Below are 23,102 nucleotides of genomic sequence, written 5' to 3'. Positions count from 1 at the left end.
TCAGGGAACCTCGGGGGAGGCGTACTCCCGCATGGCGTCAAGGAGCCAGCGGCCCAGGAAATCGGCGAACGATGCACGGGGGAAGATCCGGAAGCTCTCCTCGCCGGTCTTCCACAGGACCACCGGGATGTTGCCGATCTCCGTGGAGAGCGCCGTGCCGGCTTTGAGTACGCGGGGGTGCAAATCCAGGGAGCAGCCCTTTTCCAGGACGGCGCGGGAGCGCGGGCCGGTGAGATCGAAGGTGGTGCGGTTGGCGGAGAGGTCCACCACCTGGCCTTCGCCGTCAGCCAGTGCTTCGCGGAGTGCCTGGATCAGGTCGCCGCCGAGGGACTCGTGCGCTTCCGTGGGTGCCACCACCAGGAACTCTTCGGGTCCGAGCCACAGCACGGACGTGTCCCCGGTGCCGGTGACGCCGCCGCATCCGGCGGGAAGGCCGCCGGTGATGGAGGCGACGCGCTGTCCGGCCTCGCTGTCCCGGTTGACCCGGAGGCCCACCATGGTCAGGAAGGCCACTTCGCGCAGTTCCGCCACGCCCTGGACGGAGCCGGTTTCGAACGCTGCCCTTAGCTGGGCAGCGGGGCTGATCCTCAGGGAGAGGTTTTTCTCGGAGGAGGTTGCGGGTGCTGCTGTTTCAGCCATCTTTGCGGGTCCCTTCGGGGTCAAAAAGTACGGTTTCGGCGACGACGACGTCCACGAGCTGGTCGCCGGCGGCAGCCACCAGGGTTTCACCGATGCGGTTGCGGCCGTTCTTGATCAGTGCAAGGCCGAACGACCTGCCGAGTGCTGCGCTGTGGTAGCTGGAGGTGACGAAGCCTTCCATGGGGACCGGTCCGTAGGCGGGGTTGGTGGAGCGGCCCTTTTCCACGAGCTGGGTACCTTCCGGCAACCTGATGCTGCCGTCCACCGGCAGGACGCTTACCAGGTGCTTGCGGTCCTCGCGCTGTGCATCGGCGCGGGCGTAGGAGCGCTTGCCGATGAAGTCCTTGGCCTTGGAGACGATCCATTCCATGCCGGCGTCCTGCGGGGTGACGGTGCCGTCGGTGTCCTGGCCGACGATGGGGTAGCCCTTTTCGGCGCGGAGCACGTGCATGGTCTCGGTGCCGTACGGGGTGATGTTGAATTCGGCACCGGCCGCGGCCACGGCTTCCCAGGTGTTCAGCCCGTACCAGGCAGGCACGTTGATCTCGTAGGCCAGTTCACCTGAGAAGGAGATCCGGCAGACCCGGGCGCGGACGCCCGAAGCGAGGGTGGTTTCACGGAAGGTCATGAACGGGAAGGCTTCCGCTTCCAGCCCGCCGTTGGCGGCCAGTTCCGGTGCCACCTTCGCCAGGACCGCGCGGGATTTGGGCCCGACGACGGCGATGGTGCTCCACTGTTCGGTCACCGAGGTGCAGTGCACATCCAGTTCCGGCCATTCGGTCTGCAGCCACTCTTCGAGCCAGTCCAGGACCTTCGCGGCACCGCCGGTGGTAGTGGTCATGAAGTAGGTGTCCTCGTCGAGGCGCAGGGTGACGCCGTCGTCGAAAATCATGCCGTCCGCCATGCACATCACGCCGTACCGGGCCGAACCCGGGGCGAGCTTCTTGAAGGCGTTGGTGTAGATCCGGTTCAGGAACTCGCCGGCGTCCTTGCCCCGGATTTCGATCTTGCCCAGGGTGGTGGCGTCCATAAAGCCCACTGATTCACGGACTGCGGCGCACTCGCGCAGCACGGCGCTGTCCATGTCTTCCCCGTCCTGCGGGTAGTACCAGGGCCGCTTCCACTGCCCGACGTCCTCGAACAGCGCACCCTTGGCGACGTGCCACGGGTGGATCGACGTCTTGCGGGCCGGGTCGAACAGCTCGCCGCGCTGGCGTCCGGCGAGTGCCGCGAACGCCACAGGGGTGAACGGGGCGCGGTAGGTGGTGGTGCCGATGTCACCGATGCCGCGGGAGGCTTCGCCGGCCGTCCGGAGCGCGGCGGCGATGACGCCGATCGCGTTGACGCCGGAGGTCTTGCCCTGGTCGTTGGCGGTGCTGATGGAGGTGTAGCGCTTGATGTGCTCCACGGACCGCATGCCGGCTCCGGTGGAGCGCAGCACGTCAGCCACGGACTGGTCGCGCTGGAAGTCCACGAAGTGGTGGTGCCAGTCGTCCGGGGTGCCTTGCTCGCCTGGGACCAGCCACAGCTGGCGGGTGGGGGCGGAGGCCTTCGGCCCGCTGAGTGGCGTGGGCGTGGTGGCGGTGCTGAAGCCCGCGGCGATGGCCGCCGAGGCTCCGGCGGAGATGCCCTCGGCGAGGCAGTCCTGGAGTTCGAAGCTGCCGCGGCCCGAGCCGACGATCTGCTGCTTTGGGACCGCTGTGCTCGGCACAAAGGCGGCCAAATCCTCGTCCCAGCGCAGCTTGCCCTGCCGCTGGGAGTGTAGGTGCACCAATGGGCTCCAGCCGCCGGAGACAGCCAGCAGGTCGCAGGCGATCTGTTCGATGCCCGAGGTGAGCTCGCCGTCGTCGTTGATGCTGCGGACGGTGACACCGTCCAGGCGGCCATCCGAATCAGCAGAAGTATTGGCCACGGCGCTGCCGATCAACACGCGCGTACCGGCTTCGACGGCGGCGGCAGCCACGTCGGTGAGCTGGGGACGGGCGTCGACGACGGCGGCAACCTTGACGCCGGCGGCGCGCAGGTCCGCTGCCAGGGCGTAGGCACTGTCATTGGTGGTGCTGATGACCACGCGCTGCCCGGCGGCGACGGCGTAGCGGTTGAGGTAGCTGCGGACGGCCGAGGCGAGCATGATGCCGGGGCGGTCATTGTTCTCGAAGACCAGCGGGCGTTCGTGGGCACCGGGGGCAAGCACCACCTGGTTGGCACGGATGTGCCAAATACGCTGCCGGGATACACCGGATGCCGCCGGGGAAGAAAGGTGGTCGGTGCGGTTCTGGACAGCGATGACGTAGTTCGCGTCGTAGGCGCCAAAGGCGGTGGTGCGGTTCAGGACAGTGGACTCTGAGCCGGAAACGAGCTCCGCTTCGACATCCGCGACCCACTCCAAGGCGGGCTTGCCCTCAATGGTCTCGGCGAGTTCAGCCGCGGTGGAACCGGACAGGAGCGAGCCGCCCAGTTCGGGCTGGTCGTCCAGCAGCATCACACGGGCGCCGGAGCGCACGGCTTCGCGGGCGGCGGCCAGGCCGGCGGGACCGCCGCCGATCACCAGGACGTCGGTGTGGACGTACTTCTTGTCGTATTCGGCGCGGTCCTCGGCCGGGTCCAGCTTGCCCAGGCCCTCCAGGTACTCCGCTTTGAGACCGTCCACCAGGGTTACCGTGGTGGCGGGGAGCATGGACTCGGCCACGTGGCCGGGGAAGCGCGGCTGCACCTTGACCAGGGCGTTGGATTCCTCCACACCGGCGGACAGGATGCCGCGGGGCCGGTCCTCGTAGAGGGAGTTGCCCGCGGCGATGCGGCCGTTGGCGAGCAGGGCCGAGGCGAGGGTGTCGCCGGGGTGGCCAGTGAATTCCTCGCCGTCCACGGTGAAACGCCACGAGATGGTGCGGTCGATGCGTCCGCCGGCGGCGAGGCGGGCGTTCTGGGAAGTCACTTGGTTGCTCCTTCCGGGGCGGTGGTGCTGGTTGAAGAGGTGCCCGCTGGAGCGGTGCTTGTACCGGAAATGTCCGGCGCCGCGGTCCCGGTGGTGGTGCTGTCAACGGCGGTGCTGGCAGTGCCGGTTTCGGCGGTGAGCTGTCCGGCGGCGTCCGGCCGGGGCGTACCCATCGGGTAGACCGCCTGGATGTCATAGGTGACGGTGTCCCGGAGCATGTTGAACCACTGGCGGCAGCCGGTGCTGTGGAGCCAGCGTTCGGCGAAGGCGCCCTTGGTGTTGTCCCGGTAGAACAGGAACTCGGCCCACTCGCGGTCGTTCAGCGCGCTGGGGTTTTCCGGGTAGGCAACGTGGGCCTGGCCGCCATAGTGGAATTCGGTCTCGTCGCGCGAGCCGCAGTTGGGGCAGGAGATGAGCAGCATGTGCGTCTTCTTTCTAAGGTGCGTCGGTCGCTGGCGGCTAGTGGGCGACGGCGGCAGCGCCGTGTTCGTCGATCAGGGCGCCGGTTTCGAAGCGTTCCAGGGCAAACGGCTTGTTCAGCTTGTGCGGGGCGCCCGTAGCGATGTTGTGCGCGAAGGTGAGGCCGGCAGCCGGGGTGCCCTTGAAGCCGCCGGTGCCCCAGCCGCAGTTCACGAACATGTTCTCCACGGGGGTGTTGCCCACGATGGGGGACGCGTCCAGGGTGGTGTCCACGATGCCGCCCCAGGTCCGGAGCACATGCGCCCGGGCAAAGATCGGGAAGAGTTCGACGGCGGCCGCCATCTGGTGCTCAATGACATGGAAGGATCCGCGCTGGCCGTAGCCGTTGTAGGAATCCACGCCGGCGCCCATCACCAGTTCGCCCTTGTGCGCCTGGGAAACGTAGACGTGCACGTGGTTGGACATCACCACCGTGGGGTGGACAGGCTCGTGCAGTTCGGAGACCAGCGCCTGGAGCGGGTGGGACTGGATGGGGAGCCGGAAGCCGGCCATTTCCGCCAGGACCGAGCTGTGCCCGGCGGCGCAGAGGCCCACCTTTTCGGTGTTGATGGTGCCCTGGTTGGTCTTGACGCCCACCACCCGGTTTCCGTCCTTGACGAAGCCGGTGACTTCGCAGTTCTGGATGATGTCCACGCCCAGCTCGTCACACTTGCGGGCGAAGGCCCAGGCCACATGGTCGTGCTTGGCGATGCCTGCGCGCGGCTGGTAGGTGGCACCCATAACGGGGTAGCGGATGTTGTCGCTGATGTTCAGGATGGGGCAAAGTTCCTTGACCTGCTGGGGGTCAAGCCATTCGGCGTCTACACCGTTGAGCTTGTTCGCGCCCACCCGCCGCATGCTCTCCCGGACGTCTCCCAGCGTGTGGGCCAGGTTCATTACGCCGCGCTGGCTGAAGAGGAAGTCGTACTCGAGCTCCTCCGGCAGGATTTCCCAGAGCTTGAGGGCGTGCTCATAGATGGCCGCGCTCTCATCCCAGAGGTAGTTGGAGCGGATGATGGTGGTGTTCCGGGCCATGTTGCCGCCGGCCAGCCAACCCTTTTCCAGGACGGCGATGTTGGTCATGCCGTGGTTCTTTGCCAGGAAGTACGCGGTGGCCAGGCCGTGTCCGCCGCCGCCCACAATCACGGCGTCGTAGGAGGACTTGGGTTCCGGGTTGCGCCAGAGGAAGTCCGGGTGCTCGGGGAGCTGTTCGGTACTCACTGGGCTGCTCCAATCATGTCTGCTTCAAAAGCGCCGATAGCGGCGTCGTCGTTCAAGTGGGGGTAGAGGGGGAACTTCTCCGCCAGGGCAGTGACCCGGGCGCGGAGTTCGACGGCGGTGCTGTCGCCCAGGGTGCCGTTGCCGGCGGAGGCGATGAGCGCCGTTGCGATGATGTCCGCGACTTCGGTGAATTCCTCGGCGCCGAAGCCGCGGGTGGCGAGGGCGGGTGTGCCGATCCGCAGGCCGGAGGAGACCATCGGCGGGCGGGGGTCGAAGGGAACCGCGTTGCGGTTGACGGTGATGCCGATGCGGTGCAGCGCGTCTTCGGCCTGCTGTCCGTCCAGTTCGGAATTGCGGAGGTCCACGAGGACCAGGTGGACGTCGGTGCCGCCGTTGACCACGGAGATTCCTGCTGCGGCAACGTCGTCGCGGAGGAGCCGTTCGGCCAGAAGCTTGGATCCCTGCAGGACGCGTTCCTGGCGTTCCTTGAATTCAGGGGAAGCGGCGAGCTTGAAGGCCACGGCCTTGGCGGCGATGACGTGCTCTAGCGGGCCGCCCTGCTGGCCGGGGAATACTGCGCTGTTGATCTTTTTGGCGTACTGCTCCTTGGCGAGGATAACGCCGCCGCGCGGGCCGCCAAGGGTCTTGTGGGTGGTGGTGGTGACCACGTCCGCGTAGGGGACCGGGTTGGGGTGCAGTCCTGCGGCGACGAGGCCGGCGAAGTGTGCCATGTCCACCATGAGGTAGGCGCCAACGAGGTCGGCGATGCGGCGGAACTCGGCAAAGTCCAGCTGGCGGGAGTAGGCGGACCAGCCTGCCACGATCAACTTGGGGCGGTGCTCGAGCGCCAGTGCTTCAACTTCGGCCATATCGATCCGGAGGTCTGATTCGCTGACGTGGTAGGGGACCACGTTGTAGAGTTTGCCGGAAAAATTAATCTTCATGCCGTGGGTCAGGTGGCCGCCGTGTGCCAGGCTCAGGCCCATGATGGTGTCGCCCGGGTTCAGCAGGGCGAACATCGCGGCGGCGTTGGCCTGTGCCCCGGAGTGCGGCTGCACGTTGGCGAATTCTGCGCCGAACAGGGCCTTGACCCGGTCGATGGCCAGCTGCTCCACAACGTCCACGTGCTCGCAGCCGCCATAGTAGCGCTTGCCGGGGTAGCCCTCGGCGTACTTGTTGGTCAGGACGGAGCCCTGGGCCTCCATGACGGCGGACGGGGCGAAATTCTCGGAGGCAATCATTTCCAGCGTGGACTGCTGGCGCACCAGCTCCTGGGCGATGGCCTGCTGGACCTCGGGATCGACTGCGGAAAGTCGCTCGTTCAACTGCTCAACCACGGATGCTCCTTTGAAATACCACTTGTTCGTTGACTGATATATCAGTGTGGTGTCAATGGTATGATTGGGATCACAGCAGAGTCAATAGCTGGGCCGAAAAGCGTTGAAACACTACGGGTTCCGGCTCGGCGGGTGTCGAAGAAATGGAGCAGCCCCTTGAATGCACTTCTTGCCCTGACCCCGGCGGAGGAGGAAGCGCCGTCGCAGGCGGAGGCTGCCTACCGGCAGCTGCGCGACAAATTGATCATGCTGGAGATCCGCCCGGGCGAGCCGATAAATGACGGACTGTTGGCGGCCGAGCTCGGCTTCAGCCGTACGCCCGTCCGCGAGGCCATCAAACGGCTGGAGGTGGATCACCTGGTCATTTCCTATCCGCGCCGGGGGACTTTCGCCACCAATGTGGACTTCACTGAGCTGGCCGACGTCTCGGAGATCAGGGAGCTGCTGGAGCCCCTCGCTGCCCGCCGCGCCGCGGGCCGGGCGAGCGAGAGCATGCGGCGGGAACTGCTGCAGGTGGCAGATGCCATCGCCGGGATTGATCCGGGGGCAGGGGAGTCCCGCGACCTGATGCGCTACGACCTGATGGTGCACCGGCTCATATACAAAGCCGCTGCCAACCCGCACCTGGAAGACACGCTGATACGGTACGACAACCTGGCCACCCGCATCTGGTGCGTGGTACTGGACAAGGTGCCGTCAGTAACCGGTCACATCACCGAGCACGTGGACCTGCTCAAGGCGGTGGCTGCAGGCGACGCCGACAAGGCAAGTGAGTTGGCCCTGCACCACGTCACAAGCTTCGAGGAAACCATACGCAAGGTGTTGTAACCACCTGGTGGTCAGCCGCTCGGAACCATTACTCCCAGTGCCCCTCATCTACAACAGGATGGAAAAACGCGCCATGCCCACTGCCATCAGGAACGCATCGGACCGCACTGCCAGGATCGGCTTCGCTTTCATCGGCGTCCTGCTCATCGCAGTCAACCTTCGGGTGTCCTTTGTCAGCGTGGGGCCCGTACTCGCAAATATCAGCGATGACCTTGGCCTATCCAGTGCCGCAGCAGGGTTCCTGACGGGTCTTCCGCTCATTGCCTTCGCAGTCTTCTCACCCGTGGCCCCCGCTTTCGCCTCACGTCTGGGTCTCGACCGTGCGTTGTGGATGTCCCTGCTGATCCTGGCCTCGGGCATCGTGCTCCGCTCCCTACCGGGGCCTGGCCTCATTTGGGCGGGCACAGCAATGATTGGCTTGGCCATCGCGTTTCTCAATGTTCTGGTCCCCTCCCTCGTGAAGCGGGACTTTCCCAAAAGGGTCAGCCAGGTCACCGGAAGCTACACCGCCACACAGGCCGCCTTCGCTGCAATGGGGGCCGCCGTCGTCGTTCCCGTGGCACAAACGTCACCGGCGGGATGGCGGCTCGCCCTCGGTATCTGGGTCGGACTTGCCCTCATCGCCATGGCGGTGCTCCTGCCGTGGCTGCGCCGGCACATGTCCGGCACCATGACCTCCACGAGCCCGGAGGTTTCCTACCGGTCGCCCTGGGCCTCAGCTTTGGGCTGGCAAGTGACGTTCTTTATGGGACTGCAGTCCATCGCTTTCTACGTCCTGATGGCATGGCTGCCCACCATTGAACAAAGCCGCGGGGTCCCCGCCGCTACCGCCGGCATCCACCTTTCCGTCTTCCTGCTCATCAGCGTCTTCGCCAGCCTTGCGGCAGGGGGAATCCTCCATCGGGGTCCGGACCAAAAGCTTGTCTGCTTCACAAGCGGCGCGGTCATGTTCGTGACGTTCCTCGGGCTGGCACTTGCGCCGGACCTCATCCTGCTGTGGGTTTTTCTTGGAGCAGTCGGATGCGGGACCCTTATTGTCGTCGCTTTGTCGCTGTTCAGCCTCCGCACCGTCAACTACCCGCAGGCAGCCTCCCTTTCCGGCATGGCGCAATCCGTTGGCTATGGCATGGCTGCTGTGGGGCCGGTGATGTTCGGGGCCCTTCGCGATGTGAGCGGAGGATGGACAGTCCCGCTCCTCGTTACCGCGGGGATTATGGTGGTGCTGGCCCTGACCGGCGCGCTCGCGGGCCGCGACAGGGTCATCGGCGGTCCGGCATGACGTACGGGCGAGTGTTGAAAAGCCGCATGGTTGAGAAGAATCCCCGGCAGGCGCGTGTGGAAGACGTTATGGTCACCTGCCCGAAGACACTGCTGCAGGAGTGCACCGTGGAGCAAGTGCGCAGCTTCTTCGGCGACGACCACGTCCATATGGCCTTGGTCGTGGACCCGGCTGGCCGCCTCCTCAGCACTTTGGAGCGGTCTGATATCCCGGAGGGCGCACCACCTGCTGCCCAGGCCGTCGCTTACGGGGTAACGCGTAACAGGACTATTGCTCCCGGAGTGCCTGTCGAAGCCGGCATCGCCGCGCTGCAGGCAGCTGGCCGGCGCCGGCTTGCGGTGGTGGACGACGACGGCACGCTTCTTGGCCTGCTCTGCCTGAAGCGGAGCGGCCTCGGCTTTTGCAGCGATGCAGGAGTTGCTGCCCGGGCAGCAGAACGGCAGTACCAACACCCAAGCGGGGCACCTTTTGCGTGTGGTTGATTTCACCATGCGCGCCCTGCTTGAGATTATGGACCATGGCTTCGAACAATGAGCGTGAACCCGACATCGACGCTGAGGCGGGACAGTCCGGCGGCGTTCAGTCTGTGGACCGTGCCCTGGCAGTCCTGGAAATCCTGGCCCGGGACGGCCATGCCGGAGTGAGCGAAATCGCCGAAGAAATGGGCATTCACAAGTCAACGGTGTCGCGCCTGCTCGGTTCCTTGGTCAGTCGCGAGATGGTCCACCAGAATAGTGAACGCGGCAAGTACCAGCTGGGCTTCGGCATCCTGCGCCTCGCCAGTTCCATCCCCGGGAGGCTCAGCCTGGTGCGGGAAGCGCGCCCCGTGCTCGAAGCCCTGGCCGAAGAGTTCAAGGAAACCGTCAACCTGGCGGTGTTGCGCTCCAACTTCGCCGTAAACGTGGACCAGGCCATGGGCCCTTCCACCCTCGCCACCTACGACTGGGTGGGCAGCTTGACGCCGTTGCACGCGACCAGCAGCGGCAAGATCCTGCTTGCGGGGCTGCCAGCGGACGAGCGGGCACGGATCCTGAAGGAAACCGGGCTGCCGGCCCGCACTCCGCGCACCATCACGGACAGGAAAGAACTCGAAACCCAGTTACTTGACGTCGCCCGGAAGGGTTATGGCGTGGTGCGGGAGGAATTCGAGATCGGGCTCAACTCGATCTCGGTGCCGGTCTACAACCACGTGGGGGCCGTCGTCGGGGCCGTCAGCATTTCCGGGCCCGCCTTCCGCTTCGAACCGGAAGAGGAACCGGGACTTCTGGACGGGTTGAAAGAAGCCGGCCTGAAAATCAGCACGCGGCTGGGCTACGCCCGCCATTGATTCGCCCGCGTCCTTCCTTGCGGGGATAAGGAAGAGCTGCTGAACGCCAGGACGGCCCGTGCCGGCAGTGCTCAGAGATCCTCTTCGAGACGGGCGGTGAGGATCCGATTGGCGTTTACCTGCAGGATGCGCAGCGACTCCTGAATCAGGGGTGAAGCGATGCTGCCCCTTCGCACCGCGGCGACAATGCGGCGCGTGGGTTTGGCCTTACCCGTGATACGTAGCCGAACCACGTTCTCGGCACCACGCAAAGGTGCCAGCCGGGGCAGCAGGCCGACGCCCAGCCCGGCACCCACGAAGGCGATCTGGGTCTCCCATTCAACGGCTTCATGCGCAACCCGCGGTGTCACCCCGACTGCAGTGAAGGCCGCGATGAAAAGGGAATGGTAGGTGGAACCAGCGGCCTCCGTGATCCAGGGTTCCGATGCCAGGTCTTCAAGTGTCGCTGTTTCCCGTGACGCCAGCGGATGGTCACCAGGAATGATCACGTCCAGTGGATCGTCGAGCAGAACTGTCTGCTCGAAGCGGGGATCGTCCTCGCCATAAGTGTCGGACTGCGTGGCGACAATGACCGCAAGGTCTATTCGTTCCGCGACCAACAAATCGAAGCAGCGGGCTGGATCAGCCTCAAGAACCTGTACCTCCAGCAGCGGGCGTGTTGAGCGCAGTGCGGCGGCCAGCGGCGCGAGCAACTGGGCGGCTGCAGTGGAAAATCCGCCGAGGCCAAAATGGGCCTGCACCTGGTCACCGGCCTCCATGGCTGCGGCCCGCAGGCTCTCCCACTGGGCAATGAGGGGATCCGAGCCCGCCACGAGAAAGCGACCCGTGGCGGTAAGCCGGACGCCCCGGCCGTCTTTCGTCAGCAGCTGCATTCCAAGCACGCGCTGGAGCTCCCGCAACTGCGCGGAGACGGCAGAAGGGGAATATCCGGTCAGCTCCGCGGTCGCGCCTATGGTGCCGCACCGGGCGAACACGCGGAGTGTGATGAGCCTTGGATCGATCATGCATCAATTCTGCATGGTTATCTTCAAAAACTTGCGCTTTTGTTGCAGCTCTTGTGACCCTAATCTCATTACTACAAGTTCTTCGACCATGTCGGTAGCATCCGCGCACCCGTGGCCAACGCTACACCCACTACCCATGCCTCCCGGGAGGAAACCCATGACTGCTCCAGTGAACGTGCCCCTCAATACACGCGGAAAAATCGCTGCCTCCTTGCCTGGCGAGCAGCTGGCAGAAATTACCGCCTTGTTTGAGTTCCGGCGCACCGGCTACTCCCTCGATGCCCCCTTCTATACCGATGCCTCGATCTTCAAGATCGACATGGAGGCCATTTTCGGCCAGCACTGGATCTATGCCGCCAGCACCGCGGAACTGCCGGAGCCGGGCGACTACGTAACCGTCGACTACGGGCCCTACTCCCTGATTGTGCTGCGCAACGACGACGGCGGCGTCAACGTCCTGCACAACGTATGCCGCCACCGCGGCGCACGTGTTCTCACCGAAGCTGCCGGGTCAACCGGAAACCTGGTCTGCGGCTACCACTCCTGGACCTACTCCCCGGAGGGCAACCTGATCCATGCCTCCGCGCCGGGGGAAACGAAGTTCGACAAGAGCTGCTTCGGCCTCAAGCGCGCCCACGGCCGCGAGGTCGCCGGACTGATCTTCGTCTGCATTGCGGATGAACCGCCGACGGACTTCGACGAAACCGCAAAGATCTTCGAGCCCTACCTGGCGCCCCACGATCTTTCGAAAACCAAGATCGCGTACCAGCAGAACATCATTGAAGAAAGCAACTGGAAGCTCGTCATGGAGAACAACCGTGAGTGCTACCACTGCGACGGCCACCCTGAGCTCGCCTGCTCCCTCTTCCCCACCTGGGGCCTGACGGAGGGCCTGATCCCGGCTCATCTTGAGGAAGTGTGGGACCGGAACAAGGAGGCCGAATCGTCCCTCGAGGAGCGCTGCCGCCGCTACGGTCTTCCCTACGAGGTGGTGGAGCAGCTTGACACGCGCATCGCGGGAATCCGCATCTCACGGGAGCCACTCGATGGAGAGGGCGAATCGTTCTCCGCCGACGGGCGCAGGCTTTCCAAGAAGCTGCTCGGGGACTTGCCCGACTTCCGCCTTGGCCGCTGCTCGATGCACCTGCAGCCCAACAGCTGGTTCCATTTCCTCGGAGACCATGTCATCACGTTCGGCGTCTTCCCCATCAACGAACACCAGAGCCTCGTGCGCACCACTTGGCTGGTAGCTGATGACGCGGTGGAAGGTGTCGACTACGACCTGGAGAAGCTCACCTACACCTGGAAGCAGACGAACCTGCAGGACAAGGCGTTCGTCGAGCTCTGCCAGCAGGGTGCCGGCAGTCCCGCCTACGAGCCCGGCCCGTACATGAAGAGCGAATACCAGGTGGAGGCATTCATCAACTGGTACGTGCAGCGCGTGCAGGAGCACTTGGCATGATTGAACTCCTCACTGAAACGGCAATCCAGGAACCACAGCGCATTCGCGGTCTTGAGATGCCGTGGAACAGGGTGATGGGAAGCACTGAGACGCCTGCCCGGGCAGCCCGTGCACTGGGCCCGTGGCATCCCCAGGAGTTCATGGCCGAATGCGTCGAGACGGTTCCCGAGGCCGGCGCCATGATGACCTTCGTGTTCCGCCGCTGCGACGGCGCGCCCCTGGCGTTCCGTGCCGGCCAGTACGTGAACGTCGCCTTTCCCGTAAATGGTGAGGACCAGGAACCGGTGGACCGCAGCTACTCGCTGTCCAGTTCGCCCACCGAGCCGTGGACCTTCAGCATTACCGTCAAGTGCGACTCCACGGGACTGGTATCGCCATGGGTACACGAAAACGTCAAGCCCGGCACCGTCCTTGAGATGTTGGGACCGGTGGGAGCATTCCACCTGCCCGATGCCGACCGGCGGGCACGATACCTTTTGCTTGCCGCCGGCGCAGGCATCACTCCCATCATGTCCATGGTGCGGACCATCCACTCCCTGCCTGGACACGCCGATGTTGTGGTGCTGTACCACGGCTCGGATGCTGGCGGCTTTGCCTTCCACCGGGAACTGGCCTATATCGCCTCCGTAGACTCGCGCGTCAAGGTCTACTATTCCCTGGGTGACCGCAGTGCGCCGGAGGGATGGGAAGGACTCAGCGGAAGGCTGACGGCGGCAATGCTCGAGGAGGTGGCTCCGGACGCCAACGGGCGCCAGGTGTACGCGTGTGGCCCGGAGGGTTACCTGAACACCGCCACCGAGCTCCTCACGAAGGTCGGTGTCGACGACACTTCCATCTACATGGAGTTCTTCTCCGGAGACCGCCAGACACTCCTTGAATACCAGGCGGAGGTGGCACTTGCAGCCGACGTCGCGGAGGAAATTGCCGAGGAAATCGCAGAATCCGCGGAGGACTACTACGAAAGCCAGCCCGCCGCGTTCGGGCTCTACGAGCCTGGCTACGACGCAGACGGAACTCTGCAGGCCTCGGGACTGCCGCTGGAAATCAGCGACCCGGACAAGCCCGGCTCCGACCCCTCTGCCGACAGCCCGGGCGGGGAGCCGGAAGCCGGTGCCCCTGACGCATCCACCTTCAGCACGGTGGGAGCAGGCAGCCTCACTATGTCCTTTATGCGTACCGGCATCAATGTGCGAATCGACCCTACCGAACACATCCTTGAGGCGGCCCAGCGCGCCGGCGTCAGGATCGGCGCGAACTGCAAGGAAGGCATGTGCGGCTCCTGCAAGGTCGTCAAGCTTTCAGGGGAGGTCGATATGAACCACCAGGGCGGAATCCGGGCGCGGGAAATCTCGGCAGGCAAGTTCCTGCCCTGCTGCTCCACGGCGCAGACGGACCTGGTGATCGATGCCTAGCCCCTGTTCCGGTCCACCGTCAAGGCGCGGCCGGAAACCGAGAAATAGAGCTTAAGAGTTCAGAAAAACCTTGACACCAGGCTGTGATCCGAGCCACTCTGTTGCTTATTGCGAGACGTGTTGATCTTTACGGAACAGCCGCCACGATGGAAGCAAAGCTGGCCTTGATTACTGAATACCAGGAAGCCCGATCTTCCGCCCGGCTTGGGGACGCCGGAGTACAGCGCCACCCCATGAATCCGAACTAAGGACTTGCTCATGGCTTTAAACAGTGAAACCCGTCCGGACAACGACGTCCGGCCCGAACCGGATCCCCAGCCGGTCTCCCACCATCCGGAGGCCGAGGTGGAGGACACCGAACAGATCATGCAGGAACTCCGCCAAGGCCGTGCTGAACAGGCCGTGGCAGAGCGCCGAAACCGAAAGCTCACCCTGGACAAAGTCACCTTCGGCATCACGGGCATCCTCGCCCTGGCCTTTGTTGCATGGGGCTTCCTGGGTCGGGACAGCCTGTCCTCCACCTCAACCCTCGCCCTGGACTGGGTCATGGAGTACACCGGCTGGCTCTTTATGGTCCTGGCTTCATTGTTCGTCGTTTTTGTCCTGTGGCTGGCCCTGGGCAAGTGGGGTAACATCCCGCTGGGCAAAGACGGCGAAAAGCCCGAGTTCCGGACGGTCTCATGGATTGCCATGATGTTCGCGGCCGGCATGGGCATCGGCCTAATGTTCTACGGCGTGGCCGAGCCGCTCTACCACTTCGTCTCCCCGCCGCCGGGAACCGTCGATGGACGGACGCCCGCGGCCGTCCAGACGGCCATGGCCACTTCCATCTTCCACTGGACCCTTCACCCCTGGGCCATGTACGCCGTCGTCGGAATTGCCATGGCCTACGGCACCTACCGCCTCGGCCGCCGGCAGCTCATCTCCGCAGCGTTCACGTCCCTGTTCGGGATTAGGACAGTGGAAGGGCCGGTGGGCAGGTTCATCAACATCCTGGCGATCTTTGCCACGCTCTTCGGCACGGCGGCGTCCCTCGGCCTCGGCGCACTCCAGATCGGCAGCGGACTGACATCCAACGGGTGGATCAGCGAAACCGGCACCCCTGTCCTGGTGGCCATTGTTGCCATCCTGACCGCCTGTTTCGTCGCCTCGGCCATTTCCGGGATCAGCCGTGGCATCCAATGGCTGTCCAACATCAACATGGTCCTGGCCGTGATCCTGGCGCTCATCGTTTTCGTCGCCGGGCCCACCCTGTTCATCCTCAACCTCATCCCCGCTGCGGTAGGAGACTACGCCAGGGACCTCGCCGAAATGTCCTCGCGGACCGAGGCCGTAGGTGACGAAGCGCTGCGGACCTGGTTGTCCGGCTGGACCATCTTCTACTGGGCCTGGTGGGTATCGTGGACGCCGTTCGTGGGCATGTTTATTGCCCGCATCAGCCGCGGCCGCACCATCCGCCAGTTCGTCACCGGCGTCCTGCTCGTCCCCAGCGTGGTCAGCGTCATCTGGTTCGGCATCTTTGGCGGCACGGCCTTCCACGTCCAGCAGGAGGCGGACAAGGCCGGCACCCCTGGCCTGGTGTCCATGGCAAGCGGATCACCTTCGATCAACTTCGACGGAGCACTGTTCGACCTCGTGAAGAACATGTCCATGCCTGCCTGGCTGACCGGAGCGGTCATTGTCCTGGCCATGGTCCTGGTGGCCATCTTCTTCATCACCGGAGCGGATTCGGCGTCGATCATCATGGCGTCCCTGAGCTCCAACGGATCCTCTGACCCGAAGCGCGGCCTGATCATCTTCTGGGGCCTGCTGACAGGTGCAGTAGCTGCCGTGATGATGCTGGCCGGCGGCGACAAACCGTCCGAGGCGCTCTCCGGCCTGCAGCGCATCACCATTGTGGCGGCCCTGCCGTTCGTGCTGGTCATGCTGCTGCTGTGCTTCGCCCTGGTCAAGGACCTGCGCCGGGATCCGCTGTCCCTGCGACGGCGGCTGGCTGATTCGGTGGTGGAGCGCGCCATCCGCACGGGCGTGGACCAGCACGGCGGCGCCCAGTTTGACCTCGTGACAAAGCATGAATGCGGTGAACGCTGTTCAGAGGACGCGCCGTGCCACGGCAGTTCCAGTACGGCCGGCTCCACCGCAGTCAATCCCATTCCGGCGGATTCCGCCGTCGCCACCAAGCACACGCAAGCACCCTAGGAGCACACCATGACCACAGTCCTCGAAGGACGGCCCACCGCCAACGCGACGGCGGAAGCCGGCGCCGTCCCCAGCGTCCGCAACACCGGCACCGCACAGTACGTCCTCACCCTTGCCTGCCCGGAGCGCCCCGGAATCGTCCGGGCGATCACCGCATTCCTCGCTGATCGCGGCTTCGACATTGTTGAACACCAGCAGTTCGATGACCACATGAGCGGCAAGCTCTACCTGCGCACGGCCTTCACTCCGGGAGACAAGGAAGTTTCCGCAGAAGGCCTCAGCGCGGAGTTCGCCGCAGTTGCCGATGAGTTCGGCATGGAGTTCACCATCCACGACGGCAGGCCGCAGCGGCTGCTGGTGATGGTGTCTAAGTTCGGCCACTGCCTCAACGACCTGATCTTCCGCTGGCGCGCCGGCAGCCTGGGTGCGGAGATCGCCGTCGTGGTGTCCAACCACGAGGACCTCCGTCCCATGGCGGAAGCCGCCGGCCTGCCGTTCATCCATGTCCCGGTCACCGCGGACACCAAGCCGCAGGCCGAGGCGCGACTGCTGGAACTGGTCGAGGAGTACCAGGCAGACCTGGTGGTCCTGGCCCGGTACATGCAGGTGCTCTCCAACGAGCTCTGCGGCAATCTCCGCGGCCGTGCCATCAACATCCACCATTCCTTCCTGCCCGGGTTCAAGGGCGCCAAGCCCTACCACCAGGCCTACGACCGTGGCGTGAAGCTGATCGGAGCCACCGCGCACTACGTCACCGCCGACCTTGATGAGGGCCCGATCATCGAGCAGGAAGTCTTCCGGGTGGACCACAGTTTGGACCCCAATGCACTGGTCACTGTCGGCAGGGACGCCGAATCGCAGGCACTGTCCCGGGCAGTCAGGTGGCACAGCCAGCACCGGGTCCTGCTCAACAACACCCGCACCGTCGTCTTCCGCTAACGCCAACGCCCGCCACGCACAACAGGAGAACTACACCATGAGCGCATCACCACGCGTTGTCATTATCGGCGCCGGCATCGTCGGAACCAACCTTGCCGACGAACTCGTAACCCGGGGCTGGACCAACATCACGGTGGTGGAACAGGGCCCGCTGGAACTTGCCGGCGGCTCCACCTCGCACGCGCCGGGCCTGGTGTTCCAGAACAACCAGTCACGGACCATGACCGAATTCGCCACCTACACGGTCAACAAGTTCCTCTCCCTGAGCAAGGACGGCGAGTCCTGCTTCAACCAGGTTGGCGGCCTGGAACTGGCCACCACCCCCGAGCGCCTGGCCGACCTCAAGCGCAAGATGGGCGTGATGACCTCCTGGGGCGTCGAAAGCCGGATCGTCGACGCCGACGAATGCGAAAAGATCTACCCCCTCCTGAACACCGGCAAGCTCACCGGCGGCCGCGAAGTCCTGGGCGGCCTGCTCATTCCCACCGACGGCCTGGCCCTGGCCGCCCGTGCGGTGCAGTTGCTGATCGAGCGCTCCAGCGAGGCTGGCGTGACGTACCAGGGCAACACCACCGTCACCGGCATCGCCCAGGAGAGCGGCAAGGTGACGGGCGTGGAAACGTCCCAGGGTTTGATCCCGGCAGACATCGTAGTCTCCTGTGCTGGCTTCTGGGGCCGTGAGCTCGGCAAGATGGTTGGCCTTGAGGTACCGCTGCTGCCGCTTGCGCACCAGTACGTGGTCAGCACCCCGCTGCCCGAACTTGAGGGCGTCAACGAGCTTCCCAAGGGTGCCAGCAAGCCCATCCTGCGCTACCAGGACAAGGACCTGTACTACCGCGAATGGGGCAACCGCATCGGTATCGGCAGCTACGCCCACCGCCCCATGCCGGTGGACATGTCCGCCCTGCCGAAGGTCGCCGCAGAGGAAATGTCGGACCACCGCATGCCCTCCCGCCTGGAGTTCACCCTGGAAGACTTCCTGCCCGCTTGGGAGGACAGCCGGGACCTGCTGCCTGCGCTGCGCAGCGCCGAGATCGAGGATGGCTTCAACGGCATCTTCTCCTTCACCCCCGACGGCGGCCCGCTCATGGGCGAGGCGCCCGACCTCGAGGGCCTGTTCGTGGCCGAAGCCGTCTGGGTCACGCACTCGGCCGGCGTGGCCAAGGCAATGGCGGAACTGCTGGTGGAAGGCCGGTCCCGCACGGACCTGCACGGCTGTGAGCTGACCCGCTTCGAGAAGGTGCAGACCTCTGACGCGTATGTCAGCGAGACATCCCAGCAGAACTTCGTGGAGATTTACGATGTGATGCACCCGCTGCAGCCCAGGGAATCCCCGCGGGACCTGCGCGTCAGCCCGTTCAACGTGCGGCAGAAGGAGCTGGGGGCGTTCTTCCTGGAGTCCGCCGGCTGGGAGCGCCCGCACTGGTTCGAGGCCAACCGTGGGCTGCTCGAGGAACTGCCCACCGAATGGCAGACGCCGGAGCGGGATGAGTGGGCAGGAATGTTCTCGTCCCCCATCTCCGCCGCCGAGGCGTGGAGGACGCGCACCGCAGTCGGACTTTATGACATGACTCCGCTGAAGCGGCTGTCCGTGGTGGGTCCGGGCGCGCAGGCGCTGCTGCACCGTCTTAGCACGGGCAACATCGCCAAGAAGCCGGGTGCCGTGACGTACTGCCTGCTCCTGGAGCACGACGGCGGCATCCGCAGTGACGTGACCGTCGCACGGTTGGCGGAGGAGGAATTCCAGCTGGGCGTGAACAGCAATGTGGACTTCGACTACCTCCGGGTGGAGGCCCGCAAGCAGTCTGCTACGGATCCTGCCCAGTGGGCGCACGTTTCGGACATCACCGGCAGCACCTGCTGCATCGGCCTGTGGGGGCCGCTGGCGCGCGAAGTCATCGGCAAGGTCAGCTCCGACGACCTGACCAACGACGGCCTGAAGTACTTCCGGACCAAGGAAATCTCGGTAGGCGGCATCCCGGTCACCGCGATGCGGCTCTCCTACGTGGGCGAACTTGGCTGGGAGCTGTACACCACCGCTGAGTACGGCCTGAAGCTGTGGGACCTGCTGTTCGAAGCAGGCCGGGAGCACGGCATCATCGCGGCCGGGCGCGGCGCCTTCAACAGCATGCGGCTCGAGAAGGGCTACCGGCTGTGGGGCACGGACATGACGTCGGAGCACCACCCGTACGAGTCCGGCCTGGGCTTCTCCATCGCCAAGGACAAGACCGGCTTTGTGGGCGCCGAGGCCCTCGCTGAGCGCAAGGAGCAGCCTGCCACCCGGGCGCTGCGGTGCCTGACGGTCGACGACGGCACGTCCCTGGTGCTGGGCAAGGAGCCGGTGTACGTGGATGGCACAGCAGTTGGCTACGTCACCAGCGCGGCTTACGGCTACTCGGTCCGCAAGCCGATTGCGTACGCCTGGCTGCCGGCCTCGGTTTCCGAGGGCGACGCCGTCGAGGTCGAGTACTTCGGCAGGCGCATCGCCGCCACCGTCTCGGCCGAACCGCTGTTCGACCCGGGCATGGAGCGGCTTCGCGGCTGACCGGCCTGTCCGCTGGTTGAGCCCTGCGGTCACCGCCGACAACGAAGGCCTGCCGGCTTGGGAAGTTCCCAAGCCGGCAGGCCTTCCTCGTGTCCGGACCCGGTGGGGACCTTCACTGTGCGGCTTTTTCAACGCCAGCTTCAGGGGGCGGCATAGCTGGGCGATAAGGCTAGACTTTTGAGTGGGACCGTGGTGCGACCTGGCGGCTGCTTTGGAGTGCCGGACGGCTATTGATTTAGCCTCCGGCGTCAGCATGGCCCAGACCGGTTGCTCACAGCAGGAAGCCGTGAACAATCTGATGAAAGCTTTCAGCAACCGCAACGAGAAGTTGCGGGACGTCGCTCTCTCCGTCCTGGCACGCTTCAACGGTGCCGCTCACACCCTGCACTCCGATTCAATGTCATAAACGCCCAGAGCGGAAGGAAGCAGAAATGAGACGATCACGTTCCGCGTCAGCCCGGACCGCACGGGGCATGACAGAGGTGAGGCAGCCATGGACAATCCATTGCCACTAACAGGCAGGCTTGCTGCGCTGACGGAACAGATGGCAGGTGGGTTCCTCACCGAGGAGAAGGCATCCAAAGCCGTGCAGTCCCTTGCGTACGTCCTCAAGGACTCGGTACCCAATGCAACCGGCGCCGGCGCTTCGCTGATCAACGCGCGAGGCCGCAGGGAAAGCGCCGGGGCAACTGATCCGGTGGTGCTTCAGGCGGACAAACTGCAGTACGAGCTCGGCCAGGGGCCATGCCTGAGCGCCTGGGCAGAACAGCGCGCCGTCATCATTCAAGACACCAGGGAAGAGACGCGGTGGCCGGAATGGACCGCGGCAGTAGCAAATCTGCCCCTACGGTCCGTTCTGAGTGCCCCTCTCACCACCGAGGGACGGCATATCGGAGCCTTCAAGGTCTACTCCCCGGCGCCTCACGTCTTTGATGACCACTCGATCTTCCTGATCGAGCGGCTGGCCGTTCCTGCCGCCGTCATGCTCGGTAACGCCCGGGACAGGGAAGCCACCCAGCGGCTGAGTTCACAGCTGGTGGACGCCCTGGCTCAGCGTGACATGATTTCCACGGCACAAGGAGTGCTCATCGGGCGAATGAACATCACATCCCAGGATGCACTCAACGTCATGCTGTCGGCTTCCCGGGGAGAAGATAAGCCTCTGTATCTTGTCGCAAGGGAAATCGTCAGTGGAATGACCGACGAGTAGGAGTCCCGGTGGAGGTTTTAGATGACCCGGACGAACAGGCACAGGCCACCCGGGACGCAATGGAAGAAGCCGGGCTTCCATTGCATGCTGTCTGGATGCGCTATTTCAGCTTCACCGGCGCTGCCGGCGAGTACGAGCTCGACGCGTACCTGAACGGTTCCATGGAATTGTCAGCCCACGAACGTAACCTCGTCGCCCACGCCGTCAATGAGCTGATCAAAGAGCTGCCCCCGCGGCGTCTGGCACCCTACAGCCAAAACGGAACCAAACCGGGGGAAGGGCTTGAACCCTCTCAGGATGACAACGCCCTGTGAATTCCCGATCATGCCCCACCCGTCACCTCGGCTGCACGCATAACGCTGCTCCTTCGTTTAGAGGGTTCAACTGACTTACGTGGCCAAATGCCATAGCTGGTTGCCCGGATGAATTCCAGAGCGGCTCTGAAACGGGCGCCCGCACGATGCATTCGTCAGCCTGCGGCGAGGGCTGCGTTGACGAGCTTGGCGAGTTCGGGTGCGTCGGCTGCGGTGACTGCACCCACGGTACCGCTCTTCATAGCAGTGACCGCCAGGTTCCCCTTGACTCCGAAGACGGTGAGATTGCAGACCTGCTTCTGCCCCTCCGGGGTGGTCTGGATGGTCAGTGCAGCCATCGAATTATCGGCCTGCACCTCGGCGCTCACAGGTTTCAATTCGCTGGTGATCTTCTTGCCCTTCAACTCGACGGTGTAGGTGGAGCAGTCATCCAGCGCCGCTGCGCTCTTCTCGTATTGGGCACTCATCACCGAAGGGTCTTTGACCGCGAACACCGTCATGACCGTCGCCGTCTGAGCCTTCCCCGCCAGGCTCGCCCCGGCGGCGTAGGTGCTGCCCTCGGGAACCTGGGTGTTGTTATCAAACAGCACCCCGCAGGCCTCGGGCGTTATAACCGCGGTTTTGAGCATTTCCCGGGCTGCTATCAACCCCTGGTCGATCTGGGCGGCCGGGACCACGGTCAGGGCATTCCCCTGGGCATCCTTGAGGCCGGTGACAATTGCATTGAGGTCCTCGTTGCTGTAGGCCTTGGCCGGCGCTGAGGCGGTCGTCGCGGAGGAGGACGTGGCCGCGGGCGGTGGGGTCGTGTTTGTTTGGTCCGGCCCGCCGCAGCCTGTGAGGCTTAACGCCGCTGCTGCGATGGCAAGTGTCGCTGGTGCAATGCTTCGATGCATGAATTATTCCCGTCCCCTTGGGCCGGCCTGCCCGCGGGTTTCGCGGGCACATCCCGGAATCGCACCCTCTATGGTGGAGTGGCCGCACAGTGAACCTGCCCACCCGGCCGGCGTGATTGCTCAGAGCCTACGACTGGCGGGCAAACAGGCACCAGAGCCGCTGCTACCTGTCTTTCCCGGCACCTCTACCTGCCTACCCGACCACCTCACTAGAGCGCCCACACGAGTGTCAGCTGCTCTCCGTCGCCTTAGACAGCGTGAATATCCCATAGCGCATCGCACCAGTGCGGTAGGCCAGGATCAGGCGGGGGAAGCTCAGAACGAAGATGCGGTTGCGTGCGCCAAGGGCGAGGCGACGGGTCTCGCGGTCGACGAGCAAGGCTTTCACAAGTCGACGGGCGCAGATCGTCCATGTGCGCGCGACGCGGCGGCTGACATCCTCATAGCCATCGATCGCAAAGCCTGCCGCCACTGCCATCGCCTCATACTCCTCGCGCGTGCCCATCGAGGGCAGGCGCCCTTCACGGCAGATCGGCTCGAGCAGGTGGCGAACCTTCCAACCGCTGGCATCAGTCTCGGCGAGCCACGCGCAGACGACGAAGCGGCCACCGGGCGATAACACGCGATGCGCCTCGTCGAAGAACCTGGGCTTGTCGACCATGTGCTCGCTCGACTCGATCGCCCATGCGGCATTGGCCGAGGTATTTGGCAGTCCGTTGACGAGCCAGTCGCGGAGATGGATGTCCACATCGGGTACGGGATGGGCGGCGGCGTAGTGGGCCTGCTCAGCTGAAAGCGTGAAGCCGGCGACGCGGACCTTGCGCGTCACCGCGAGTTGCCGTGCGGTGGAGCCATAGCCGCAGCCGATGTCGACGCACGCCTCGCCGGGCATAAGACGCAGCCGGTCAGCGACCGTGTCGACTAGCGCCTCGACGGCCTCGGCGGGCGTCTCGCGACCCGTTGCCCAGAGCCCGTGATGAACATGCTCGCCCCACACTCGACGATAGATCGGATCGAGCTCGTCGTAGTGATCCGCGACCGCCACGGCGTTCTGGGGAATATCGGGGACGATCACGCCATCACGTTACAACGCCAGCCC

Annotated in this window: 20 protein-coding genes; 12 read left to right on the top strand and 8 right to left on the bottom strand. The window is 64.6% G+C overall.

Features of this window, described 5'->3' with window-relative positions; translation table 11 throughout:
• Genes QFZ70_RS16870 through glyA form a run of 5 tightly spaced genes read right to left on the bottom strand, consistent with a single transcriptional unit; the run spans position 1 to position 6,591 of the window.
• On the bottom strand, positions 1–639 hold the full coding sequence (locus QFZ70_RS16870) for a sarcosine oxidase subunit gamma (RefSeq protein ID WP_307097249.1): 639 nt from the start codon (positions 637–639) through the stop codon (positions 1–3).
• Positions 632–3,574 (bottom strand): sarcosine oxidase subunit alpha family protein, encoded by a 2,943-nt coding sequence (locus tag QFZ70_RS16865; RefSeq protein ID WP_307097247.1) that lies wholly within the window; start codon positions 3,572–3,574, stop codon positions 632–634. The genes QFZ70_RS16870 and QFZ70_RS16865 overlap by 8 nt, the downstream gene beginning before the upstream one ends.
• The gene (locus QFZ70_RS16860; protein ID WP_307097244.1) at positions 3,571–3,996 is read right to left on the bottom strand and encodes a sarcosine oxidase subunit delta; all 426 of its coding nucleotides are present in this window, start codon (positions 3,994–3,996) and stop codon (positions 3,571–3,573) included. The genes QFZ70_RS16865 and QFZ70_RS16860 overlap by 4 nt, the downstream gene beginning before the upstream one ends.
• A gap of 37 nt (positions 3,997–4,033) precedes the next feature.
• Positions 4,034–5,254, bottom strand: coding sequence for a sarcosine oxidase subunit beta family protein (locus QFZ70_RS16855; protein ID WP_307097243.1), 1,221 nt, complete (start codon positions 5,252–5,254; stop codon positions 4,034–4,036).
• On the bottom strand, positions 5,251–6,591 hold the full coding sequence (glyA, locus tag QFZ70_RS16850; RefSeq protein WP_307097241.1) for a serine hydroxymethyltransferase: 1,341 nt from the start codon (positions 6,589–6,591) through the stop codon (positions 5,251–5,253). Before glyA ends, QFZ70_RS16855 begins: the two co-directional genes overlap by 4 nt.
• A gap of 156 nt (positions 6,592–6,747) precedes the next feature.
• Between glyA and QFZ70_RS16845 the strand changes: the two genes are divergently transcribed.
• The 4 genes from QFZ70_RS16845 (at position 6,748) to QFZ70_RS16830 (ending at position 10,025) form a co-directional block, all read left to right on the top strand.
• The gene (locus QFZ70_RS16845; RefSeq protein ID WP_307097239.1) at positions 6,748–7,419 is read left to right on the top strand and encodes a GntR family transcriptional regulator; all 672 of its coding nucleotides are present in this window, start codon (positions 6,748–6,750) and stop codon (positions 7,417–7,419) included.
• Between the two features lie 73 nt (positions 7,420–7,492).
• Positions 7,493–8,698 carry an MFS transporter gene (locus QFZ70_RS16840; RefSeq protein ID WP_307097238.1) on the top strand — a complete coding sequence of 402 codons (1,206 nt, stop codon included), beginning with the start codon at positions 7,493–7,495 and terminating at the stop codon, positions 8,696–8,698.
• A 26-nt stretch (positions 8,699–8,724) separates the two neighbouring features.
• On the top strand, positions 8,725–9,180 hold the full coding sequence (locus QFZ70_RS16835) for a CBS domain-containing protein (protein WP_307097237.1): 456 nt from the start codon (positions 8,725–8,727) through the stop codon (positions 9,178–9,180).
• 35 nt (positions 9,181–9,215) lie between these two features.
• Positions 9,216–10,025, top strand: coding sequence for an IclR family transcriptional regulator (locus QFZ70_RS16830; RefSeq protein WP_307097236.1), 810 nt, complete (start codon positions 9,216–9,218; stop codon positions 10,023–10,025).
• A 71-nt stretch (positions 10,026–10,096) separates the two neighbouring features.
• Here QFZ70_RS16830 and QFZ70_RS16825 read toward each other — a convergent pair whose 3' ends face one another.
• Positions 10,097–11,029, bottom strand: coding sequence for a LysR family transcriptional regulator (locus tag QFZ70_RS16825; RefSeq protein ID WP_307097234.1), 933 nt, complete (start codon positions 11,027–11,029; stop codon positions 10,097–10,099).
• A 157-nt stretch (positions 11,030–11,186) separates the two neighbouring features.
• Between QFZ70_RS16825 and QFZ70_RS16820 the strand changes: the two genes are divergently transcribed.
• From QFZ70_RS16820 to QFZ70_RS16785, 8 genes are all read left to right on the top strand, one after another.
• Positions 11,187–12,491 (top strand): aromatic ring-hydroxylating dioxygenase subunit alpha, encoded by a 1,305-nt coding sequence (locus QFZ70_RS16820; RefSeq protein WP_307097233.1) that lies wholly within the window; start codon positions 11,187–11,189, stop codon positions 12,489–12,491.
• Complete coding sequence (locus QFZ70_RS16815; RefSeq protein ID WP_307097231.1) at positions 12,488–13,903, top strand: ferredoxin reductase; 1,416 nt, start codon at positions 12,488–12,490, stop codon at positions 13,901–13,903. Before QFZ70_RS16820 ends, QFZ70_RS16815 begins: the two co-directional genes overlap by 4 nt.
• Before the next feature lie 258 nt (positions 13,904–14,161).
• Entirely contained in the window at positions 14,162–16,102 is a 1,941-nt protein-coding gene (locus QFZ70_RS16810; RefSeq protein WP_307097230.1) for a BCCT family transporter, read from the top strand.
• A 9-nt stretch (positions 16,103–16,111) separates the two neighbouring features.
• A complete protein-coding gene (gene purU / locus QFZ70_RS16805) occupies positions 16,112–17,041 on the top strand; it encodes a formyltetrahydrofolate deformylase (RefSeq protein WP_307097228.1) in 930 nt (309 codons plus the stop codon).
• 37 nt (positions 17,042–17,078) lie between these two features.
• A complete protein-coding gene (locus tag QFZ70_RS16800) occupies positions 17,079–19,586 on the top strand; it encodes an FAD-dependent oxidoreductase (protein WP_307097227.1) in 2,508 nt (835 codons plus the stop codon).
• Positions 19,587–19,767: 181 nt separating this feature from the next.
• Entirely contained in the window at positions 19,768–19,992 is a 225-nt protein-coding gene (locus QFZ70_RS16795) for an ANTAR domain-containing protein (RefSeq protein WP_307097225.1), read from the top strand.
• A gap of 87 nt (positions 19,993–20,079) precedes the next feature.
• Positions 20,080–20,796, top strand: coding sequence for a GAF and ANTAR domain-containing protein (locus tag QFZ70_RS16790; RefSeq protein ID WP_307097223.1), 717 nt, complete (start codon positions 20,080–20,082; stop codon positions 20,794–20,796).
• A gap of 8 nt (positions 20,797–20,804) precedes the next feature.
• Entirely contained in the window at positions 20,805–21,110 is a 306-nt protein-coding gene (locus QFZ70_RS16785; protein ID WP_307097222.1) for a hypothetical protein, read from the top strand.
• Positions 21,111–21,265: 155 nt separating this feature from the next.
• Here QFZ70_RS16785 and QFZ70_RS16780 read toward each other — a convergent pair whose 3' ends face one another.
• The gene (locus QFZ70_RS16780; RefSeq protein ID WP_307097220.1) at positions 21,266–22,003 is read right to left on the bottom strand and encodes a hypothetical protein; all 738 of its coding nucleotides are present in this window, start codon (positions 22,001–22,003) and stop codon (positions 21,266–21,268) included.
• A 229-nt stretch (positions 22,004–22,232) separates the two neighbouring features.
• The gene (locus QFZ70_RS16775; protein ID WP_307097219.1) at positions 22,233–23,078 is read right to left on the bottom strand and encodes a cyclopropane-fatty-acyl-phospholipid synthase family protein; all 846 of its coding nucleotides are present in this window, start codon (positions 23,076–23,078) and stop codon (positions 22,233–22,235) included.
• Positions 23,079–23,102: the final 24 nt, after the last annotated feature.

Source organism: Arthrobacter sp. V1I9 (genome assembly GCF_030817075.1).
Taxonomy (GTDB): Bacteria; Actinomycetota; Actinomycetes; order Actinomycetales; family Micrococcaceae; genus Arthrobacter.
Note: the sequence above shows the minus strand (reverse complement) of the source record. Positions and strands in the feature narration are given on the sequence as shown.

What these genes read in the sequence shown, in the direction of transcription:
- QFZ70_RS16870 (WP_307097249.1), bottom strand. Translation starts at nt 639, where the DNA reads ATGGCTGAAACAGCAGCACCCGCAACCTCCTCCGAGAAAAACCTCTCC.
- QFZ70_RS16860 (WP_307097244.1), bottom strand. Translation starts at nt 3,996, where the DNA reads ATGCTGCTCATCTCCTGCCCCAACTGCGGCTCGCGCGACGAGACCGAA.
- QFZ70_RS16840 (WP_307097238.1), top strand. Translation starts at nt 7,493, where the DNA reads ATGCCCACTGCCATCAGGAACGCATCGGACCGCACTGCCAGGATCGGC.
- QFZ70_RS16835 (WP_307097237.1), top strand. Translation starts at nt 8,725, where the DNA reads ATGGTTGAGAAGAATCCCCGGCAGGCGCGTGTGGAAGACGTTATGGTC.
- QFZ70_RS16830 (WP_307097236.1), top strand. Translation starts at nt 9,216, where the DNA reads ATGGCTTCGAACAATGAGCGTGAACCCGACATCGACGCTGAGGCGGGA.
- QFZ70_RS16825 (WP_307097234.1), bottom strand. Translation starts at nt 11,029, where the DNA reads ATGATCGATCCAAGGCTCATCACACTCCGCGTGTTCGCCCGGTGCGGC.
- QFZ70_RS16820 (WP_307097233.1), top strand. Translation starts at nt 11,187, where the DNA reads ATGACTGCTCCAGTGAACGTGCCCCTCAATACACGCGGAAAAATCGCT.
- QFZ70_RS16815 (WP_307097231.1), top strand. Translation starts at nt 12,488, where the DNA reads ATGATTGAACTCCTCACTGAAACGGCAATCCAGGAACCACAGCGCATT.
- QFZ70_RS16810 (WP_307097230.1), top strand. Translation starts at nt 14,162, where the DNA reads ATGGCTTTAAACAGTGAAACCCGTCCGGACAACGACGTCCGGCCCGAA.
- purU (WP_307097228.1), top strand. Translation starts at nt 16,112, where the DNA reads ATGACCACAGTCCTCGAAGGACGGCCCACCGCCAACGCGACGGCGGAA.
- QFZ70_RS16800 (WP_307097227.1), top strand. Translation starts at nt 17,079, where the DNA reads ATGAGCGCATCACCACGCGTTGTCATTATCGGCGCCGGCATCGTCGGA.
- QFZ70_RS16790 (WP_307097223.1), top strand. Translation starts at nt 20,080, where the DNA reads ATGGACAATCCATTGCCACTAACAGGCAGGCTTGCTGCGCTGACGGAA.
- QFZ70_RS16780 (WP_307097220.1), bottom strand. Translation starts at nt 22,003, where the DNA reads ATGCATCGAAGCATTGCACCAGCGACACTTGCCATCGCAGCAGCGGCG.